This window comes from Virgibacillus ainsalahensis (assembly GCF_055380755.1).
Window position 1 is genome coordinate 1,501,660 of the sequence record NZ_AP043943.1, and the last position, 19,626, is coordinate 1,521,285.

Annotated in this window: 20 protein-coding genes; all 20 read left to right on the plus strand. The window is 37.5% G+C overall.

Annotated features, from left to right (window positions below):
• The first annotated feature begins 59 nt into the window (after positions 1–59).
• Positions 60–839, plus strand: a complete 780-nt coding sequence (locus tag ACZ427_RS07125) for a ribonuclease HII (protein ID WP_461179668.1) — start codon at positions 60–62, stop codon at positions 837–839.
• 14 nt (positions 840–853) lie between these two features.
• On the plus strand, positions 854–2,659 hold the full coding sequence (locus ACZ427_RS07130) for a hypothetical protein (protein ID WP_461179667.1): 1,806 nt from the start codon (positions 854–856) through the stop codon (positions 2,657–2,659).
• Entirely contained in the window at positions 2,656–2,955 is a 300-nt protein-coding gene (locus ACZ427_RS07135; RefSeq protein ID WP_461179666.1) for an EscU/YscU/HrcU family type III secretion system export apparatus switch protein, read from the plus strand. The genes ACZ427_RS07130 and ACZ427_RS07135 overlap by 4 nt, the downstream gene beginning before the upstream one ends.
• A 76-nt stretch (positions 2,956–3,031) precedes the next feature.
• Positions 3,032–4,192 carry an ADP-forming succinate--CoA ligase subunit beta gene (gene sucC / locus ACZ427_RS07140; protein ID WP_461179665.1) on the plus strand — a complete coding sequence of 387 codons (1,161 nt, stop codon included), beginning with the start codon at positions 3,032–3,034 and terminating at the stop codon, positions 4,190–4,192.
• Positions 4,193–4,269: 77 nt separating this feature from the next.
• Complete coding sequence (gene sucD / locus ACZ427_RS07145) at positions 4,270–5,172, plus strand: succinate--CoA ligase subunit alpha (protein ID WP_461179664.1); 903 nt, start codon at positions 4,270–4,272, stop codon at positions 5,170–5,172.
• Positions 5,173–5,253: 81 nt separating this feature from the next.
• Positions 5,254–6,150, plus strand: a complete 897-nt coding sequence (dprA, locus tag ACZ427_RS07150; protein ID WP_461179663.1) for a DNA-processing protein DprA — start codon at positions 5,254–5,256, stop codon at positions 6,148–6,150.
• Between the two features lie 212 nt (positions 6,151–6,362).
• Positions 6,363–8,441 (plus strand): type I DNA topoisomerase, encoded by a 2,079-nt coding sequence (topA, locus tag ACZ427_RS07155; RefSeq protein WP_461179662.1) that lies wholly within the window; start codon positions 6,363–6,365, stop codon positions 8,439–8,441.
• Positions 8,442–8,544: 103 nt separating this feature from the next.
• A complete protein-coding gene (locus ACZ427_RS07160; RefSeq protein ID WP_461179661.1) occupies positions 8,545–8,859 on the plus strand; it encodes a hypothetical protein in 315 nt (104 codons plus the stop codon).
• 260 nt (positions 8,860–9,119) lie between these two features.
• Positions 9,120–10,034, plus strand: coding sequence for a tyrosine recombinase XerC (xerC, locus tag ACZ427_RS07165; protein WP_461179660.1), 915 nt, complete (start codon positions 9,120–9,122; stop codon positions 10,032–10,034).
• Positions 10,035–10,051: 17 nt separating this feature from the next.
• Positions 10,052–10,597: an ATP-dependent protease subunit HslV gene (hslV, locus tag ACZ427_RS07170; RefSeq protein ID WP_461179659.1), complete on the plus strand. Its 546-nt coding sequence runs from the start codon at positions 10,052–10,054 to the stop codon at positions 10,595–10,597.
• Between the two features lie 19 nt (positions 10,598–10,616).
• A complete protein-coding gene (hslU, locus tag ACZ427_RS07175) occupies positions 10,617–12,011 on the plus strand; it encodes an HslU--HslV peptidase ATPase subunit (RefSeq protein WP_461179658.1) in 1,395 nt (464 codons plus the stop codon).
• A 27-nt stretch (positions 12,012–12,038) separates the two neighbouring features.
• The gene (gene codY, locus ACZ427_RS07180) at positions 12,039–12,818 is read left to right on the plus strand and encodes a GTP-sensing pleiotropic transcriptional regulator CodY (protein ID WP_461179657.1); all 780 of its coding nucleotides are present in this window, start codon (positions 12,039–12,041) and stop codon (positions 12,816–12,818) included.
• Between the two features lie 339 nt (positions 12,819–13,157).
• Entirely contained in the window at positions 13,158–13,559 is a 402-nt protein-coding gene (gene flgB / locus ACZ427_RS07185; RefSeq protein WP_461179656.1) for a flagellar basal body rod protein FlgB, read from the plus strand.
• 2 nt (positions 13,560–13,561) lie between these two features.
• Complete coding sequence (flgC, locus tag ACZ427_RS07190; RefSeq protein ID WP_461179655.1) at positions 13,562–14,014, plus strand: flagellar basal body rod protein FlgC; 453 nt, start codon at positions 13,562–13,564, stop codon at positions 14,012–14,014.
• Positions 14,015–14,035: 21 nt separating this feature from the next.
• On the plus strand, positions 14,036–14,344 hold the full coding sequence (gene fliE / locus ACZ427_RS07195; protein WP_461179654.1) for a flagellar hook-basal body complex protein FliE: 309 nt from the start codon (positions 14,036–14,038) through the stop codon (positions 14,342–14,344).
• A gap of 176 nt (positions 14,345–14,520) precedes the next feature.
• Positions 14,521–16,113 carry a flagellar basal-body MS-ring/collar protein FliF gene (gene fliF, locus ACZ427_RS07200; protein ID WP_461179653.1) on the plus strand — a complete coding sequence of 531 codons (1,593 nt, stop codon included), beginning with the start codon at positions 14,521–14,523 and terminating at the stop codon, positions 16,111–16,113.
• A gap of 12 nt (positions 16,114–16,125) precedes the next feature.
• Positions 16,126–17,139 (plus strand): flagellar motor switch protein FliG, encoded by a 1,014-nt coding sequence (fliG, locus tag ACZ427_RS07205; protein WP_461179652.1) that lies wholly within the window; start codon positions 16,126–16,128, stop codon positions 17,137–17,139.
• A complete protein-coding gene (gene fliH / locus ACZ427_RS07210) occupies positions 17,132–17,863 on the plus strand; it encodes a flagellar assembly protein FliH (RefSeq protein WP_461179651.1) in 732 nt (243 codons plus the stop codon). Before fliG ends, fliH begins: the two co-directional genes overlap by 8 nt.
• Positions 17,860–19,185 carry a flagellar protein export ATPase FliI gene (gene fliI, locus ACZ427_RS07215; protein WP_461179650.1) on the plus strand — a complete coding sequence of 442 codons (1,326 nt, stop codon included), beginning with the start codon at positions 17,860–17,862 and terminating at the stop codon, positions 19,183–19,185. Before fliH ends, fliI begins: the two co-directional genes overlap by 4 nt.
• Entirely contained in the window at positions 19,178–19,624 is a 447-nt protein-coding gene (fliJ, locus tag ACZ427_RS07220) for a flagellar export protein FliJ (protein WP_461179649.1), read from the plus strand. Before fliI ends, fliJ begins: the two co-directional genes overlap by 8 nt.
• The last annotated feature ends 2 nt before the right edge of the window (positions 19,625–19,626 follow it).

The window sequence follows — 19,626 nt, forward strand, 5'->3', positions numbered from 1 at the left end:
GTGCATGCCTGTATTTTACATACTTATAAAATGAGCCGATATAAGATAGGGAGACAGGTATGAATAAAGTGAAAAATTCAATCGCAGAATTAAAAGAATTATTGGAAAATGATCATGCAGATGATGAGTTAATTAGCCGTTTACAGATGGATGAACGTAAGGGAGTTCATCAGTTAATTAAAACCTATGAAAAAAAGAAAATAAAGAAAGAAGCATTGGAGAAAAAATATTTGGAAATGTGCAGATATGAAAAACGCAGTATTGCAAATGGTTGTGAGTTTATAGTTGGAGTTGATGAAGCTGGAAGGGGACCGTTAGCTGGACCGGTTGTTGCTGCAGCTGTTATTTTACCACATGAATTTAAATTAATTGGTTTGAATGACTCAAAGCAGTTAAATGAAGCAACCAGAAATGAATTCTATACAATAATTAAAGAACAGGCTATCAGTTACGGAATTTCGGTTATCAGTAATCATATCATTGATGAAATAAATATCTATGAGGCTACCAAACAGGCAATGCGGGAAGCTATAAATCAATTAAATCCCGAGCCTGATCATGTATTAATAGATGCAGTTGAATTAAATGGATTGCCGTACAGTACGGAAGCAATTATAAAAGGGGATAGCAAAAGTGTTTCAATTGCTGCTGCCAGTGTGTTAGCTAAGGTGACACGTGATAATATGATGAAGGAGATACATAAGAAGTATCCTGCTTATGATTTTTCATCAAATATGGGTTATGGGACGAAGCATCATATGAAAAGCTTGGTAGAACACGGTACTACACCGTACCACCGGAAATCATTCGCACCGGTAAGAAATGTTGCTCATCAGTAAATAGGGGGGGTATCTTGAGCATTTCTCAGATAATCGGAAACAAATCTTCAAAAATAACTCAACCGCAACAACCATTGAGTCCCGGACAGATTATTCGAGGAAAAGTTTTAAAACTGTATCCTGATAATAAGGCACAGATACAGCTTAATGGACAGAATTTAATTGCTCAAATAGAGGCATCGTTATCTACTGATAGTAGGTATTATTTCCAGGTGCAAACAACAAAAGACGTTTTACATCTTAAAGTGTTAGGTGAGCATTTGAAAAATCAGGAGAGGAATAATGCTATAAAGCTTATGGGGCAAATGGGCTTGCAAGCCTCCAAATCCAGCCTGACTTTCGTGCAGACATTGATAAATGAGGAAATTCCTTTTGAAAAAAATCAACTTGTACAAGCGTTTCAATTACTGGACGGCGCAAAAAATAAAACACAAGGGCAACTTATTTTGAAAGAGATAGTCAAAAACAAAATGCCGCTTACTGCTTCAGTTTTCCAAGCGTTGCTTATCAAGCATTCGCATCATTTATCAGATCAAATGGAGTCCTCCCTGTACCAGTTGAAAAAGGATGCAAGTCAGACACAGCTAACACATCGGTTGAGCCAATTGATTGAACCTCCGTTAGCGTTCAAATCCACAATAGTTCAACGAATTATCACGGAGGTAACCGATAACAACCAGCAACTTTTTAATACGTTAAAAATTGCTGGTGCGGTAGAATCAGACATGGACTTTGAATTATGGAAGTCAAAATGGCAGTCATTGCCTATGATACAGCAAAAACAATTGAACAATCCGCAGAATTCCTACATTGAACTGCAGGTAAAAATTGACGAAAATAATATGATTGACTACTTTGAACAGATGAAGAAAAATAAATCTGCTTTGTTAAATCAATCACAGGAAATAATCCACACATATGGACATAAAATGATGGAAGCAAATGCAACAAACATGCCGTTATCTGCCCTTGACTATGCTCAACTAAAACAGCAGATTTCACAATCACTAATGCCTCTATTTACGAGTGACCAACAGCAGCAGCTGACAAATCTATTACAAAATAGACCTTCTCAATTACAGCAGCTTTTTTCAATGCTGCAAACATTAAATTCGAAACAAACATATGCGATGGCAGAGCAGTTTCTCGCAACTATTTATGAGAATAGACTGTTTCTGGCTGCTACTCCTCGTGATCAATTTTTAATACAGGTAAATAATACACTCCTATTTACTGGACTATCTTACGAGAATAATATAGCAAATGATAACTTTCAACAACAATCCATTACGGTGAAAGGGATGCTCATAAAATTACTACATCAAATTGGTAGTGGGAATCAAAACAATATTGCATATGACAGCTCCCGTCAGCTTCTGCACTTTATTAACGGATTGCAGCTGCAATCCGTTAATGAATCCAATCATTTCATTCAGGCGAATCTGCAAATACCTGCTGAAAGAATCGGTTTAATAAAGGATTTGGAGCTTGAATTTGAGGGGGCTAAGACAGAGAATGGAGAAATCAACAGTGATTTTTGTCGTATATTGTTTTACTTAAATCTTAAGAACCTAAAGGAAACCGTGATTGATATGAACATCCAACAGAGGGCTGTGGCTGTTACGATTTTTAATGATACAAATCTGGTAAAAGAGATGGCACAAACATTAAAACCGATATTAAAGTCAGGTTTGGAAGCTTTAAATTATCAGCTTTCAAATGTTTCATTTAAACCATTAGATCAGGTAGATGAGCATAGATTGCATAAACCTGAAAAATATACACATCTCTCTTATAAAGGAGTTGATTTTCGCATATGACCGAAAGAAGGAAGAAGGCTGCTGCACTTCGGTATGATCAAAACCGTGAAAATGCACCTGTGGTTGCGGCAGCGGGAAAAGGAAATTTGGCTGAAAGTATTCTGGAAAAAGCAAAAGCGAATAATATACCAGTATTGGAAGACGCTTCTCTTGTTGAACTTTTAGCTGAGCTAAATATAAATGAAACAATCCCGGAAGAACTATACAAGGCAGTGGCTGAAGTGTTTGCTTTTGTTTATCGGACAGATCAGCGACTGACTTCAAAAAATATTAACGAACAATTTAGTGACAAATAATTTCTTAATAAGTTGTGAAATTTGTAGATTTTTAATACAATAGGAATGCGAGAGAACATTGATGGGAGGATAAAGGATGAATATTCATGAGTATCAAGGCAAGGAGATTTTGCGTAACTATGGTGTAAACGTTCCCAACGGTAGTGTTGCATATACAGTTGATGAAGCTGTTCAAGCCGCAGAAAAGCTGGGGAGCGATGTTACAGTAGTTAAGGCACAAATCCATGCTGGTGGCCGGGGAAAAGCCGGTGGAGTAAAGATTGCAAAAAACATAGAAGATGTTCGTACATATGCGGATGAAATCTTAGGTAAAACATTAGTTACACATCAGACAGGGCCAGAAGGTAAGGAAGTTAAACGTCTATTTATCGAAGAAGGCTGTGATATTAAGAAAGAATATTATGTCGGTGTAGTTCTGGATCGCGTAACTTCCCGTGTAGTCATGATGGCTTCTGAAGAAGGTGGCACAGAAATTGAAGAAGTTGCTGCTGAGACACCGGAGAAGATTTTCCAGGAAGTTATTGATCCGGTAGTTGGTCTATTACCTTATCAAGCTCGCAGACTGGCATTCAATATTAATATTCCAGATGAATTACTAGGTCAGGCTGTTAAATTTATGACAAGCCTTTACAATGCGTTTGTGGACAAGGATTGTTCTATTGCGGAAATTAATCCACTTGTAACTACAGGTGATGGACAAGTTCTTGCACTGGATGCAAAACTGAACTTTGACGATAACGCGATGTTCCGTCAGAAAGACGTATTGGAATTGCGTGATCTGGAAGAAGAAGATGAAAAAGAAATAGAAGCTTCTAAATATGACCTAAGTTACATTTCCCTGGATGGAAATATTGGGTGTATGGTTAACGGTGCAGGGCTTGCTATGTCTACAATGGATATTATCAAGCATTATGGCGGTGACCCTGCTAACTTCCTGGATGTTGGGGGCGGTGCTACTGCTGAAAAAGTTACGGAAGCATTCAAAATCATTTTGTCCGATTCCAATGTAAAAGGAATTTTTGTTAACATTTTCGGTGGAATTATGAAATGTGATGTGATTGCTGAAGGTGTTGTGGAAGCAACGAAGCAAGTAGGGTTGGAAATCCCGCTGGTCGTACGTTTAGAAGGTACAAATGTTGAATTGGGTAAGAAAATTCTGGATGAATCCGGCCTGAATATTACATCAGCTGGTTCCATGGCTGATGGTGCAGAGAAAATTGTTTCCATGGTTAAATAGGAATAAAAAACCATTAATGTTGATTGTATCAGAAGTTTGATGAATTCGTACAGAACATGCAGAAAGGACGGACGAAAATGAGTGTATATGTAAATAAAGATACAAAAGTAATTGTTCAAGGGATTACTGGCGGAACAGCCAAATTTCATACAAAACAAATGCTTGAATATGGCACAAAAATCGTTGGTGGTGTGACACCGAAAAAAGGTGGTACAGAAGTGGAAGGGGTTCCTGTGTTTAACACGGTACAGGAAGCTGTTGAACAGACAGGTGCCACCGCATCTGTAATCTATGTACCCGCACCATTTGCAGCAGATGCAATAATTGAAGCGGCAGATGCAGAGATGGATCTTGCTATCTGTATAACAGAACATATTCCAGTTATGGATATGGTTAAAGTGAAACGATATCTGGAAGGGAAGAAAACCCGTTTAATTGGACCTAACTGCCCAGGTGTCATTACAGCAGATGAAAGTAAAATCGGTATTATGCCGGGATATATTCATAAAAAAGGTCACATCGGGGTAGTTTCACGTTCCGGAACGTTAACCTATGAAGCAGTTCATCAACTGTCAGAAGCTGGATATGGACAGACATCAGCTGTTGGAATAGGTGGAGACCCTGTAAATGGGACAAATTTTATTGATGTACTTGATGCGTTCAATGAAGACCCTGAAACAGAAGCTGTTGTTATGATTGGTGAAATCGGTGGTACCGCAGAGGAGGAAGCCGCTGAATGGGTGAAAGCAAATATGAAAAAGCCTGTGGTCGGCTTTATCGGTGGTGCAACGGCTCCTCCGGGCAAACGTATGGGACATGCCGGAGCAATCATTTCCGGCGGAAAAGGTACAGCGGATGAAAAAATCCGGGTCATGAATGAATGTGGTATTAAAGTTGCCAATACTCCTGCGGTAATCGGAGAAACTATGATTAGTGCCTTAGAGGAAAATGGTTTAAAAGAGAAATGTAAAACACATTAATAATATAACTACTATAGATAAGGATTCCAAATGTCTATATTTGGGTCCTTATCTAATATTTTAATAAAAGGGTGTGAGTATTTGAAATTGCTTCGAAACAGGTTGATTCATTTACAGCGTTGCCGGGGGATCACCCGAAGAGTCGTTCGAAAAATTCTCCAGCGAGATCCGACATTAGATCAGATTTATTCATTAACCCCCTCCCAGATTAATCAACTTTATTTTCTTCCTCCCAAAAATGCATCATTATTCTATTCAGATATTCATAATGACAACTTAAAACGGCAAATTTACCATGATTTGAATAAATATCCTGTCATCACAATAGTTGACGGAAACTATCCACATGTGATAAAAACAATAAAAGACCCGCCACTTGTTCTATATGCTATAGGAAACACTTCCTTATTATCACACACTCCATCCTTAAGTGTGATTGGTACAAGAAAACCTTCACACGAAGCAATGAGGAAAATGGAATACACAATACAGCCATTAATTGAAAAAGACTGGCTAATTGTAAGCGGTATGGCGAAAGGAATTGACAGCTACGCTCATATACTGGCATTAAGAAATCAGATGAAAACGATTGCTGTATTAGGTGGCGGATTTCACCATATTTATCCAAAACAGAATATGTCATTGTTTAATCAAATAGCGGAAAAAGGATTAGTGTTATCTGAATACCCTCCAGATACCCCTCCAAAAAAGTATCATTTTCCCGAGAGAAATCGTATTATAAGTGGATTAGGTTTTGGAACATTGGTTATTGAAGCAACTGAAAAAAGTGGAACACTAATCACTGTAGATCAGGCGCTGGATCAGGGAAGAGAGGTATATGCCATACCGGGGTCGCCACTCATTCCTCAGACGAAAGGATGCCACCGGATGATTCAGGATGGTGCTAAGCTTGTCATAGATTCTGATGATATTCTGGAAGATTGGGTAAGCTTTGGAAAACATTTATTTTATTCCTGAAAGACGTAGAGAGAAACGCATTCAGTTTTAAAACACATTTGTCACATATGTTTGACAAATATGTCGTATGTATTTAATATTAGTGACGATTTCGAAATTTTTTATTAGCAATTAGACAAGTATAAACTTACCCACTGCATAATTTCGGGCTAAGGTGCACACCTTGATGAAACTTTAAGTTTTCTAAGAACCTCATTTTGGGAGGAAATAGCATGTCAGATTATCTAGTAATCGTAGAATCGCCTGCAAAAGCGAAAACGATTGAACGTTATTTAGGAAAGAAATATAAGGTAAAAGCTTCGATGGGACACGTACGTGATTTACCAAAAAGTCAAATGGCTATAGATGTAGAAAATGAATATAAACCAAAATATATTACCGTCCGCGGCAAAGGTGATATAATGAAAGAACTTCGAACTGCCGCAAAAAAAGCGAAGAAAATATATCTTGCAGCTGACCCCGATAGAGAAGGGGAGGCTATCGCATGGCATTTGGCCCATGTTTTGAATGTCGATGAAAATTCCAAATGCCGTGTGGTTTTTAATGAGATTACAAAGGATGCCATCAAAGAATCTTTTAAAAACCCAAGAACCATAGATCAAGATTTAGTTGATGCCCAACAAGCAAGACGTATTCTTGATCGTTTGGTTGGTTATAACATCAGCCCATTATTATGGAAAAAAGTGAAAAGGGGCTTAAGTGCCGGCAGAGTTCAGTCTGTAGCTTTAAAAATGATTATTGATCGGGAAAAAGAAATAGAAAACTTTAAACCGGAAGAGTACTGGTCAATTGAAGCAAATTTTCAAAAAGATAAAGATGTTTTTGAAGGTGCTTTTTATGGGATCGATGGGAAGAAGCAGGAATTGAAGACAGAAAATGACGTGAAAAATATATTAAACCTGCTAAAAGAAAAGAAATTTAATGTAGATAAAGTGAATAAGCGGGAGAGAAAGCGAAATCCAGCTCAACCGTTTATTACATCTTCACTTCAACAAGAGGCAGCCAGAAAGCTTAACTTTCGTGCGAAAAAAACAATGATGGTTGCACAACAATTATATGAAGGAATTGACCTGGGAAAGAAAGCAGGCGGGATAACCGGCTTGATTACTTATATGCGTACAGATTCCACACGGATTTCTGAAACTGCAAAGCAGGAAGCAAAAACCTATATTGAAGAACAATACGGGAAAGAATTTCTTGGGAAGAGCAAAGCCGGTAAGAAGACAGAAGGTGCCCAGGACGCCCATGAAGCGGTTCGTCCGACTTCAGCATTAAGGGATCCGAAATCTTTAAAAGATATTCTATCCAGAGACCAGTATCGACTGTATAAACTAGTTTGGGAACGGTTTTTGGCAAGTCAAATGGCTCCAGCAGTAATGGATACAATGACAGTTCATTTATTAAATAATGGCATAGAATTTCGGGCGACCGGTTCAAAAATAAAATTCAAGGGATTTATGAAGGTCTATGTAGAAGGAACTGACGATAACAAAAAAGTAGAAAATAAATTATTGCCGGACTTAAAAGAAGGTATGGAGGTGGAGGCCAAAGAGATAAATCCAAATCAGCATTTTACCCAGCCACCACCAAGATATACAGAAGCAAGACTTGTAAAGACAATGGAAGAATTAGGTATTGGCCGCCCTTCTACTTATGCCCCTACACTTGATACAATCCAGCGAAGGGGATATGTGAGTATTGATAATAAACGATTTATCCCTACAGAGCTTGGAGGGATTGTGGGCGAACTGGTGAAGGAATTTTTCCCTGAAATCATCGATGTTGAATTCACAATGAAAATGGAAGATGACCTGGACTCCATTGAAAAAGGGAAAAACGAATGGATAAAAGTTATTGATAATTTTTATCAAGGTTTCAGTAAGCGATTAGACACAGCTGAAAAAGAAATGGAAAAAATCGAGATTAGAGACGAGCCTGCAGGCATTGACTGTGAAAATTGTGGCCATGAAATGGTATATAAAATGGGGCGTTACGGTAAATTCCTTGCTTGTTCAAACTTTCCAGAATGTCGAAATACTAAACCAATCCTGAAAGAAATTGGTGTCAAATGTCCGAAATGTAAGGAAGGAAATGTTGTGGAAAGAAAATCCAAAAAGCGCAGAAAATTTTATGGATGTGATCGCTTTCCAGAATGTGATTTCGTATCATGGGATAAGCCGATCCCCAGGCCTTGTCCAAAATGTGAATCTTTACTGGTTGAAAAGAAGACTAAAAAAGAAACCCAAATACAATGCACAAACTGTGAATATAAGGAAAGTGCACAAAATTAATAAACAGCTGTCCGGATAAAGCGGGCAGCTGTTATTTCTGTTCGTATTGAATTAGTTTCAAGTATAGAAAAAAGGGAAAACATTTTCTAAGGAGGTTTTACACGTGACACATAAAAAAAGCTATTTTGTTACAGTAGATACACAAGAGATTCGGGAAATATCCATTCCTGACAGTGGAATTGAATTTGAAATCAAAGCTAATGAGGAAGAGAAAGAAGAATTGGAAGCATTATTTATGAAAAAAAATAAAAATGCAGTAGATGCTGCCAATTATATACACAAACCATTTGATGAATGGGGAGCAGATGAAGAAAGAGATGCATATGATCAGCATATGATAGAGATTTATCGTATTGTTTATAAATTAGGTACTGAAAAAACAAAAGCAAAAATTAATGAATTAGGAATAATAAATTGAAAACGTGGAAATACCTTTATTAATGGTATTTCACAAACTTTTCACAGAAAATAATTTTCTAAAATAATTGAATAGTATTTTGTTGACTATTTATTTTGGGAAAGATATAATTGCCCATTGGTAAGATCATTTACTTGACAGCTATTATTTTAGAATATAGTAGATGTGGAGTTGATTCAGAATTTTGTTGCAATTTTGTTAAATTTATTGCAATCAGAAAATTTATGTGATATGATTTATTCGCTTGTCGAGGTGAGGCATTGAGTAATTTTGCAGATGATTGTGAAAGATTCGTTGAATATTTACAAATAGAAAAAAATGCATCTCCTTATACTGTGAAGTATTATCTGAATGATCTGAAAACGTTTTTTACTTTTTTAAAAGAAGAAGATATAAAGGATTTAGATATGATTGACCATAGGGTTGTCAGATTGTTTTTGACAAGACTGTATGACCGTCAATTAAGCAGGAGATCTGTTTCACGTAAAATTTCTTCATTAAGAAGCTTTTATAAGCTTCTGGAACGTGAACAGCTTGTTGATGCAAATCCTTTTATCCATATTGCCTTACCAAATACCAGTAAACCGATTCCCGGATTTTTATACATGGAAGAATTAGAACAACTTTTTGAAGTAAATGATTTAACCGAACCAATGGGCCAACGTAATCAAGCGCTTCTGGAGACATTGTACGCAACAGGAATAAGGGTGAGCGAATGTCAGGGGCTTACGCTTTCGGACGTTGATTTCTCAATTGGTACAATACTTGTAAAGGGTAAAGGCAGGAAAGAACGTTACATTCCATTTGGAAGTTTTGCTTCGGCTGCATTAGACCGCTACATAAAGGATGGAAGGGATAAATTGTTAAAAAAAACAAAAAACCCCTCCGATTTTATTTTTCTAAATGCCAGAGGGAATCCGTTGACTACAAGAGGTATACGGATGATTTTGAATAAAATAGTGGAAAAAGCAGCCTTAACCGTTCATGTGCACCCACATAAATTACGACATACCTTTGCTACACATATGTTGAATGAGGGAGCTGATTTACGGACAGTGCAGGAATTGCTTGGACATGAAAATTTATCCTCTACACAAATTTATACACATGTTACGAAGAGTCATTTGCGGGATGTGTACATGAGTAGCCATCCAAGGGCAAAAGATGAAACATGAGTAAAGGAGTGATGAAATTGGCGAATGAAATGCATGCTACGACGATATTTGCCGTTATGCATAAAGGCCAGTGTGCTATGTGCGGAGATGGTCAGGTTACACTTGGAAATTCTGTAGTAATGAAGCATAAAGCAAAAAAAGTACGTACATTATACAATGGCCAAGTATTAGCGGGGTTTGCAGGCTCTGTTGCTGATGCGTTTACTTTATTTGAAAAATTTGAAGCTAAATTGGAAACCTTCAACGGCAACTTGACTCGTGCTTCTGTGGAACTTGCAAAGGAATGGCGCAGTGATAAGGTATTACGAAAACTTGAAGCAATGCTGATTGTGATGAATAAAGAGAATATGTTTTTGGTATCCGGAACCGGGGAAGTGATTGAACCGGATGATGGTATTTTAGCGATTGGTTCCGGTGGAAATTTTGCCCTTAGCGCAGGGAGGGCATTAACTCGCTACTCTGAACAATTATCAGCCAAAGAAATTGCTCAGTCAGCTCTTGAAATTGCAGGGGAAATTTGCGTATTTACGAATGACCATATTACATTAGAAGTGCTTGATTGATAAGGAGGCCTTTCGAAACATGGGGATAAATTACACTCCAAAACAGATTGTGGGGCAATTGGATAACTATATCATAGGACAGAAAAACGCAAAAAAATCTGTAGCTGTTGCATTGCGAAACCGTTATAGAAGAATACATCTTGATGATTCAATAAAAGATGAGATTGTCCCTAAAAATATTTTGATGATTGGTCCTACAGGAGTAGGTAAAACGGAAATCGCACGAAGATTGGCCAAATTAGTTGGTGCGCCCTTTGTAAAGGTGGAAGCAACAAAATACACCGAGGTGGGCTATGTAGGACGAGATGTCGAATCCATGGTCCGCGATTTGGTGGAAATGTCAATGAGAATGGTAAAAGAAGAGAAAATGGCGAAGGTAAGAGACAGAGCGGAAATTGAAGCAAACAAGAAGCTTGTAGAACTGCTGGTACCTCAGGCCAAAAAGCAAAGCAACATAAAAAATCCATTTGAAATGCTGTTTGCCGGTCAGGATGACGAGGAAGACAGCGATGGGGATAATGACAAAAACGAAGATATACGAAATAAACGTAAGCGGGTCGAACATCAATTGGCCTTAGGTGAACTGGAAGATCATATCGTTACAGTGGAAATAGAAGAATTACCTCCTTCAATGTTTGACATGCTCCAAGGATCGGGTATGGAACAGATGGGAATGAACATGCAGGATGCGCTCGGCCAATTTATGCCGAAAAAATCAAAGAAACGTAAACTTGCAGTGAGTGAGGCAAGGAAAGTATTAACACAGCAGGAAGCTGGAAAGCTTGTTGATATGGAGGAAGTTGCCCAGGAAGCAATAAAACGTGCGGAACAGTCCGGGATTCTGTTCATTGATGAAATCGATAAAGTTGCTGTTAAACAAGATAATTCAGCAAGTGTTTCAAGGGAAGGTGTTCAGCGGGATATTCTTCCAATAGTTGAAGGATCTACAGTTGTTACAAAACACGGACCTGTGAAAACAGACCATATGTTATTTATAGCGGCTGGAGCATTCCATATGGCAAAACCATCCGATTTAATCCCTGAATTACAGGGAAGGTTTCCGATAAGGGTTGAATTGGAAAAATTGACAGTCGAGGACTTCAAGAAAATTTTAAGAGAACCATCAAATGCTTTATTGAAACAATATCAGGCATTGTTAAAAACAGAAGGTATAAATGTTATTTTTACAGACGAAGCTATAGTAAGACTTGCTGAAATAGCATTTGAAGTGAACCAGGACACAGACAATATCGGAGCAAGAAGGCTACACACTATACTGGAAAAACTATTAGAAGACCTATCATTTGAAGCACCGGATATAAACATGGAGAAAATTGAAATCACCCCGGCTTATGTTGATGAAAAATTAAGTACTATTGTAAAAAATAAGGATTTAAGTCAATTTATACTATAACGTTAACTAATGAAATGGAGGATTATAATGGAATTATTACAGAGAGCAAGAAAAATTAACGCAATGCTGCAGAAGGCTACAGGGAAATCAGTAAACTTTAATGATATGTCTGCTTCTTTACGAGATGTAATTACAGGTAATGTCTACATTGTAAGCAGAAGAGGAAAGCTGTTAGGATTTGCAATCAATCAGGAAATTGAAAACGAACGTATGAAAGGTATGCTTGAAGACAGAAGATTTCCGGAAGAATACATTCAAGGTCTATCCAACATTCATGAAACGACTGCCAACCTTGATATTGAAAGTCCGCAAACAGTGTTTCCTGTTGAAAACCGTGAATTGTTCAAAAATGGTTTAACTACCATCGTACCAATAATTGGTGGTGGTGAAAGACTTGGAACACTGGTATTAGGTCGAATTAATGACAGTTTCAATGATGATGACCTGTTGCTTGCCGAATATGGAGCAACTGTAGTAGGTATGGAAATATTACATGAAAAAACAGAAGAAATAGAAATGGAAGCAAGAAGCAAAGCAGTCGTACAAATGGCAATCAGTTCTCTTTCTTATAGCGAACTTGAAGCTATCGATCATATTTTTGAAGAATTAAATGGCAACGAAGGTTTGCTTGTTGCAAGTAAAATTGCAGACAGAGTCGGCATAACAAGATCCGTTATTGTAAATGCACTTAGAAAACTTGAAAGTGCTGGGGTAATCGAGTCACGTTCCTTAGGGATGAAAGGAACATATATTAAAGTTCTTAACAATAAATTCCTGGTAGAGCTCGAAAAATTACGTTCGAGATAATAAGTAAAAAAGCTAGAGGATTCTAGCTTTTTTTTATGAAACAAAGTAGGTCTTAATATATGGATATTTTCTACTAATGTTTTTTGTAAGGCTTAACAAATATATGCCATGTTTCAACAAAAAACGCTTTTAATTATTAGGGTTTTAAAGATATGGTTTAATAATATATAAATATTGAATTCTTTGTGACGTTTTATATGGGTATTTTTACCTGTAAAACTTTCTTTTTATGAAAAATGTCGAAAACGGATAGACTTTATCCCAAAGATAAATTAAAATATTCGTAGATATCATTACTTTTATGACCGTATATTTAAAAATGATTAAGGAGGAAGCACAGTGGACTTATTCGGAGGGACAATCCGTACATTAGAGAATTCACTTGATTATGCAACAGCAAAGAACCGAATAATTTCCGGGAACATTGCAAATGTCGATACACCTAACTATAAAGCAAAAGATGTGTCTTTTAAAAATGTATTAAATGATGTCAAGTCCAGTTCTTTCCAAGCAAAGAAGACTCATTCTGAACATCTATCTTTTATACAAAATCCTCAAACACAAACACCTTACAAAATAACAACCAATAATAATACAGTGTATAGTCATAATGGAAATAATGTTGATATTGATAAAGAAATGACTGAATTAGCAAAAAATCAAATCTACTACCAAGGTTTAGTGGATCGAATGAATGGTAAATTGGGTAGTCTCCAGACCGTTATCAGAGGAGGTAATTAACGATGTCAATTTTTAATTCGATTAATGCAAGTGCAAGTGCTTTAACAGCACAACGTCTGCGGATGGATGTTGTTTCTTCTAACATTGCAAATGCAAAGACAACCCGTGCCTCAATAAATGATAATGGTGACTACGAACCTTATCGGAGAAAAATGGTCACAGTGGAACCACAGGATAACAGCTTTCGATCTTTTTTACATAAAGCAACGAATACAGGTGACGCTTCTGAAGGTGTAAAAGTCACGGGTATTATTGAAGATGATGAACCGTTTAAACTCTCCTATAATCCTGTGCATCCAGATGCAAACGAAGATGGATATGTCGCTTTGCCGAATGTTGATCCCTTAAAAGAAATGGTTGATCTGATGAGTGCCACCAGGTCTTATGAAGCGAATATTACCAGCTTGAACGCTAGTAAAAATATGTTAATGAAAGCATTGGAAATTGGTAAATAATGAAATGAGGAGAATTGTTGAATGAATGATCTACTTATAAACCGCGCTGCGCAAACTGCGATACCTTATTCCTCCGCTAACAAACCGGATATAACACCAGGAGAAGCTCAGGCTAATTTTGCCGACACATTAAAATCTGCTATCGATAGTGTTAATAATACTCAAATCAAGTCAGATGAGAAGACGAACGCACTGGCCCAGGGCAATATTGAAAATTTGCATGATGTGATGATTACTGCCCAAAAATCAAGTGTTGCATTGGAAACAACTGTACAGGTGCAAAAAAAAGTTGTTGATGCATATAACGAAGTGATGAGAATGTCAATATAATATTCCATGAACAAACAGTAAACGTCCAGATCATAAAGTTTATTCACTTGGAATGACTTGATTATTTTTCACTTTGTACGTAAAATTCATCGGTTTAAGTATAACAGAATCTATGCTTTCGCCACCCATATTCGGTGTTAAGCTAAGATTTTCTAAGCAATTTGGCGGGGGAATATATGAAAGAGAAAATTACACAATGGAAAGAAACAGTGCAGACATTTTGGACAAAGCGAGATAGAAGCCAAAAAGGGATATTCATAGGATCCATACTTATTGTTCTTTTAATTATAGCAGGGGTAACCTTATTCACATCAAGCACAAACCTTGTTCCTTTATATAACAATTTGTCTCTACAGGAGGTAGGTCAAATCAAAACGGAGTTGGATGCAAGGGGAGTTCCTTATGAATTAGAAGACGGCGGAACAACCGTAACTGTCCCCAATGAGCAGATTGATAATCTGCTAGTGGACCTTGCCGCTCAGGGAATCCCGAACAATGGTAACATTGATTATTCTTTTTTTAGTGAGAATACATCCTGGGGAATAACGGATAATGAATTTAATATAATGAAGCTTGATGCAATGCAGTCAGAACTGGCTAATTTAATCCAGGGGATAGAAGGTATTAACGATGCTCAAGTAATGATTAATATGCCCGAAGATCCGGTGTTTGTGGATGAATCGGTGCAGGAGGCAAGTGCATCCATTGTTTTAAATACACAGCCGGGTTATCAGTTCGAGGGCAATCAGGTCAACACATTATACCACTTAGTTTCAAAAGCGGTACCACATTTGCCGTCGGACAATATCGTTATTATGAATCAATATTTTGAGTACTTTGACCGTCATTCACAAACTGCAAATGGGACGCAGGATGTTCATACATATCAACAGACGGTGAAGCAGGATATTGAACGTGATATTCAACGGAGATTGCAACAGATGCTTGGTGCAATGGTTGGCATGGAAAATGTAATTGTTTCCGTAACCTCAGATATTGATTTTACTCAGGAAAATCGAACGGAAGAGCTTGTTGAACCTGTTGACATTGAAAATATGGAAGGACTTCCAGTAAGTATAGAATCAATCCAGGAATCATATTCAGGTAATCCTCCTGTAGGCGGTATAGAAGGAACAGGGGATGAGGATATTGCAAATTACCAGGGTACTGAAGAAGGGGATAATGGAGAGTATGATTTAGAAAGAGAAACAATTAATAATGAATTTAATCGTATCCGAAAAGATATTGTAGAAAGCCCTTATAAAATCCGTGATTTGGGGATTCAGGTAGCTGTTGATAAGGTAGCAGATTCCAGTGGGAATGATGTTCAATATTTAACACAAGAAGATCAGAATACTGTAGAGGCAGGAATCACCTCTATATTAGATTCAATTATCAGTACATCGATTGATGGTGAAATTGAAGAAATTGTCCCAGAAGAAAAATTCTCTATTGTTTTTCAGGAGTTCACTGGTAATACATCATCACCGGAGGCGGAAAACCCTGTTATTCCTGCATGGTTATATATAACAGGAGCTATTTTACTGGCCATCGTTATTATATTAGCTCTTTTTCTGCTGCGTAATAAAAAAGAAGAAGAGGAAATTATTGAAGAAACTCACACAAAAGAACCATCTGTTGAAGTTCCTGAAATAGAAGAAGAACAGGAATCTGAATCAGTTGTCCGCAGAAAACAGCTGGAAAAAATTGCAAAAGATAAACCGGAAGATTTTGCAAAGCTATTAAGAAGCTGGATTGGAGAAGATTAGGGGGATAGTGAAATGGCAAGACAAAAAGAAGCATTAACAGGAAAACAAAAAGCAGCAATTCTTTTAATCTCCTTAGGTCCGGATGCCTCAGCTCAAGTGTATAAACATTTAACAGAAGAAGAAATTGAGAAATTAAGTTTGGAGATATCATCTGTAAAGAAGGTGGATTCAACCTTAAAGGAAGATGTTCTAAAACAGTTTCATCAAATCACCCTCGCTCAAGATTATATTTCACAAGGTGGGATTGGCTATGCAAAAACGGTACTGGAAAAAGCATTTGGTTCACAGGAAGCTTCCAATATCATCAATCGTCTTACGTCTTCCCTTCAGGTAAGGCCGTTTGAATTTGCAAGAAAAGCTGATCCACAACAGCTGTTAAATTTTATTCAAAGTGAACATCCGCAAACAATTGCACTTGTGCTCTCCTATCTTGATTCGGAACAGGCAGGGCAAATTTTATCAGAATTACCACAGGAAATGCAGGCCGATATTGCAAGACGGATTGCCACAATGGATTCCACCTCTCCAGAAATTATCAGTCAAGTGGAACAGGTTTTGGAGCGAAATATTTCATCCTCTCTGACAGAAGACTATACACAAACTGGAGGCATTGAGTCAGTTGTTGAAGTTTTAAATTGTGTGGACAGAAGTACGGAGCGTACTATACTTGACGCACTGGATGTACAGTCTCCTGAATTAGCGGATGAAATAAAAAAACGCATGTTTGTCTTTGAAGATATTGTCATATTGGACAATAGGTCTATCCAGCGTGTTATACGTGAAGTGGAAAATGAGGATTTACGACTTTCTCTAAAAATTTCCAGTGATGAAGTGAAAGATATTATTTTCAAAAACATGTCACGGCGTATGGCGGAAACTTTTAAAGAAGAAATGGATTACATGGGGCCTGTCAGATTAAGGGATGTTGAAGATGCTCAGTCCAGAATTGTAGCAACTATACGCAGACTTGAAGATATTGGAGAAATCGTTATTGCTCGAGGTGGAGGAGACGATATCATTGTCTAGGGAACAACATCTTCAAAATAAAATTATTAAGATTAAGCCAATTGAACTACCGGTAGAAACATCTCGAAATCGGCAGGAACAAGAGGAAATCATTGAAATACAGAATGAATTGCAGAATAGTCAGGAGCAGCTCCTATCCATACAGCATCAAAAAGAAAAACTTGTAAATGAAATGGAAAATGAAAAAAAACAATGGGGAAGAAAGAAACAGCAATTAATGGAGGAAGCGAAACAAGAAGGTTATCGTGCAGGTTTTTCTGAGGGGAGAGAAGAGAGTCTGGCCAAATATAAAAAATTGCTGGACAAGGCAAATTCTATAACGAATGAAGCAATCAAGGATTATCATTCAACGATTGATAAGAGTGAAGAAGCAATTTTGGATTTGTCTGTAAATGCAGCTGAAAAGATTATGAAACAACAAATGACCAACGTTCCAGAATCATTTCTTTCAATTGTAAAAGCGGCAATTGAGACAGTTAAAGATCAGTCGGTTATATCGATTAATTTGAACCCTGCCAATTATGAACATGTATTAAAGCAAAAAGATGAATTAGTACGCATTTTGGAAGGTGAAACAAAACTAGCTATCTATGTAACGGAAGAAATTAGTGAGAATGGTTGTCTGATCAGGCATCCATTCGGTGAAATAGATGCAAGTATTGATACACAATTGCAGCAAATCCGGGCTGTTTTGCATGAGATAGCAATGGAGAATAAAGAATGAATATAAAACCTTTTCTTACCGCAATGGAACAAGCGGATACATATAAGTACTTTGGGAAAGTTTTGCGTGTTGTAGGATTGATGATTGAGTCTCAGGGTCCTGAGGCAAATATTGGTGAAGTATGTTATATCCATACAGCCGATAGCAATAAGGCACCAATATTGTCAGAAGTTGTCGGTTTTAATAGAGAAAAAATAATTCTCATGCCCTATGCAGAAGTGGCAGAAATAGGACCAGGCTGTCTTGTGGAATCCACCGGTAAAGCATTACGAGTAAAAATAGGACGTGGATTGATAGGTAAAACCGTAGATTCAATAGGCAAAACACTAGATCATTCTATATTGCCTAAAGGATTGTCTAGTCATCCAACAGAACAGTCTCCACCAAATCCGATGCTGCGGCCGCCAATTACGGAACCAATACAAGTAGGAGTGAAGGTGATTGATGCGTTGCTGACAGTAGGTAAAGGGCAGCGAATAGGAATCTTTGCTGGTAGTGGCGTAGGAAAAAGTACATTACTTGGAATGATTGCCCGAAATAGTAATGCAGATATTAATGTCATTGCATTGATTGGTGAACGCGGAAGAGAAGTTCGGGAGTTTATTGAGAAAGATCTTGGCGAAGAAGGACTTCAAAAATCGATTGTTGTTGTTGCAACCTCTGATCAGCCCGCTTTGATGCGTATTAAAGGAGCTTATACTGCTACAGCAATCAGTGAATATTTCCGGAACCTGGGATATCACGTAAATTTAATGATGGACTCTGTTACCAGGGTTGCTATGGCACAAAGAGAGGTTGGTCTGGCTACAGGTGAGCCGCCAACTACCAAAGGGTATCCCCCTTCTGTGTTTGCAACCCTACCTAAACTTTTGGAACGTACCGGAACAAATCAGTATGGGACAATAACTGCTTTTTATACGGTTCTGGTGGATGGTGATGATATGAATGAACCAATAGCAGATACGGTCAGAGGTATTCTGGATGGGCACTTTGTAATGGATCGTAAACTCGCCGAACGTGGTCAATTTCCTGCTATAAATGTACTGAAATCAGTAAGCCGTGTAATGGGTCAAATTGTAGATGAAGAGCATAAGGAAATCGCACAGCAAATCCGTTCATTAATGGCTACTTATGAAGAAAATAGTGAACTGATTCATATCGGAGCATACAAACGTGGAACTGATCAGAGTATTGACAAGGCGATTACTTATTATCCCAAAATACAATCCTTGCTAAAACAGGATGTTTTTGAACCTCAAACACTGGCACAATCGATAGAAATGATGAAAACACTGCTACGTGGAGGTGTGGACAATGGCTGAAACTGCAACATTATCAAAAATATTGAATCTGCGTGAAAATGAAAAGAACAATGCACAAAAGATCTATCACCAGTCATTGGATGTGTTTGAAAAGGTAGCGACTCAACTATATAAACTGCTTAAAAAGAAGGAAGAAGCTGAAGTAACCTACGAAGCATATTTACATCAGACAACTTCATTGGAAATATTGAGAGAGCAAGTAGCTTATATTGAATGGTTGAATAATCAGATTATGAATCTTCAACATGAAGTACAGCATGCACGAACTGACATGGAATCAAAACAGCTTCAATTGACAAACGCGTATGTTGAAGTAAAGAAATTTGAAAAGATCATTGAAATTCGCAATCAATCGGAAAAAAACAAAGAACTAAAACTTGAAAAAGCCAGTATGGACGAAATTGCAATCCAACAATACTTAAGCTATAAAAACAGGTGAAT

Excerpts from the sequence above, each read along its gene's own strand:
- ACZ427_RS07125 (WP_461179668.1), top strand. The coding sequence starts at position 60 with ATGAATAAAGTGAAAAATTCAATCGCAGAATTAAAAGAATTATTGGAA.
- ACZ427_RS07135 (WP_461179666.1), top strand. The coding sequence starts at position 2,656 with ATGACCGAAAGAAGGAAGAAGGCTGCTGCACTTCGGTATGATCAAAAC.
- sucC (WP_461179665.1), top strand. The coding sequence starts at position 3,032 with ATGAATATTCATGAGTATCAAGGCAAGGAGATTTTGCGTAACTATGGT.
- sucD (WP_461179664.1), top strand. The coding sequence starts at position 4,270 with ATGAGTGTATATGTAAATAAAGATACAAAAGTAATTGTTCAAGGGATT.
- topA (WP_461179662.1), top strand. The coding sequence starts at position 6,363 with ATGTCAGATTATCTAGTAATCGTAGAATCGCCTGCAAAAGCGAAAACG.
- hslU (WP_461179658.1), top strand. The coding sequence starts at position 10,617 with ATGGGGATAAATTACACTCCAAAACAGATTGTGGGGCAATTGGATAAC.
- codY (WP_461179657.1), top strand. The coding sequence starts at position 12,039 with ATGGAATTATTACAGAGAGCAAGAAAAATTAACGCAATGCTGCAGAAG.
- flgC (WP_461179655.1), top strand. The coding sequence starts at position 13,562 with ATGTCAATTTTTAATTCGATTAATGCAAGTGCAAGTGCTTTAACAGCA.
- fliE (WP_461179654.1), top strand. The coding sequence starts at position 14,036 with ATGAATGATCTACTTATAAACCGCGCTGCGCAAACTGCGATACCTTAT.
- fliF (WP_461179653.1), top strand. The coding sequence starts at position 14,521 with ATGAAAGAGAAAATTACACAATGGAAAGAAACAGTGCAGACATTTTGG.
- fliG (WP_461179652.1), top strand. The coding sequence starts at position 16,126 with ATGGCAAGACAAAAAGAAGCATTAACAGGAAAACAAAAAGCAGCAATT.
- fliI (WP_461179650.1), top strand. The coding sequence starts at position 17,860 with ATGAATATAAAACCTTTTCTTACCGCAATGGAACAAGCGGATACATAT.
- fliJ (WP_461179649.1), top strand. The coding sequence starts at position 19,178 with ATGGCTGAAACTGCAACATTATCAAAAATATTGAATCTGCGTGAAAAT.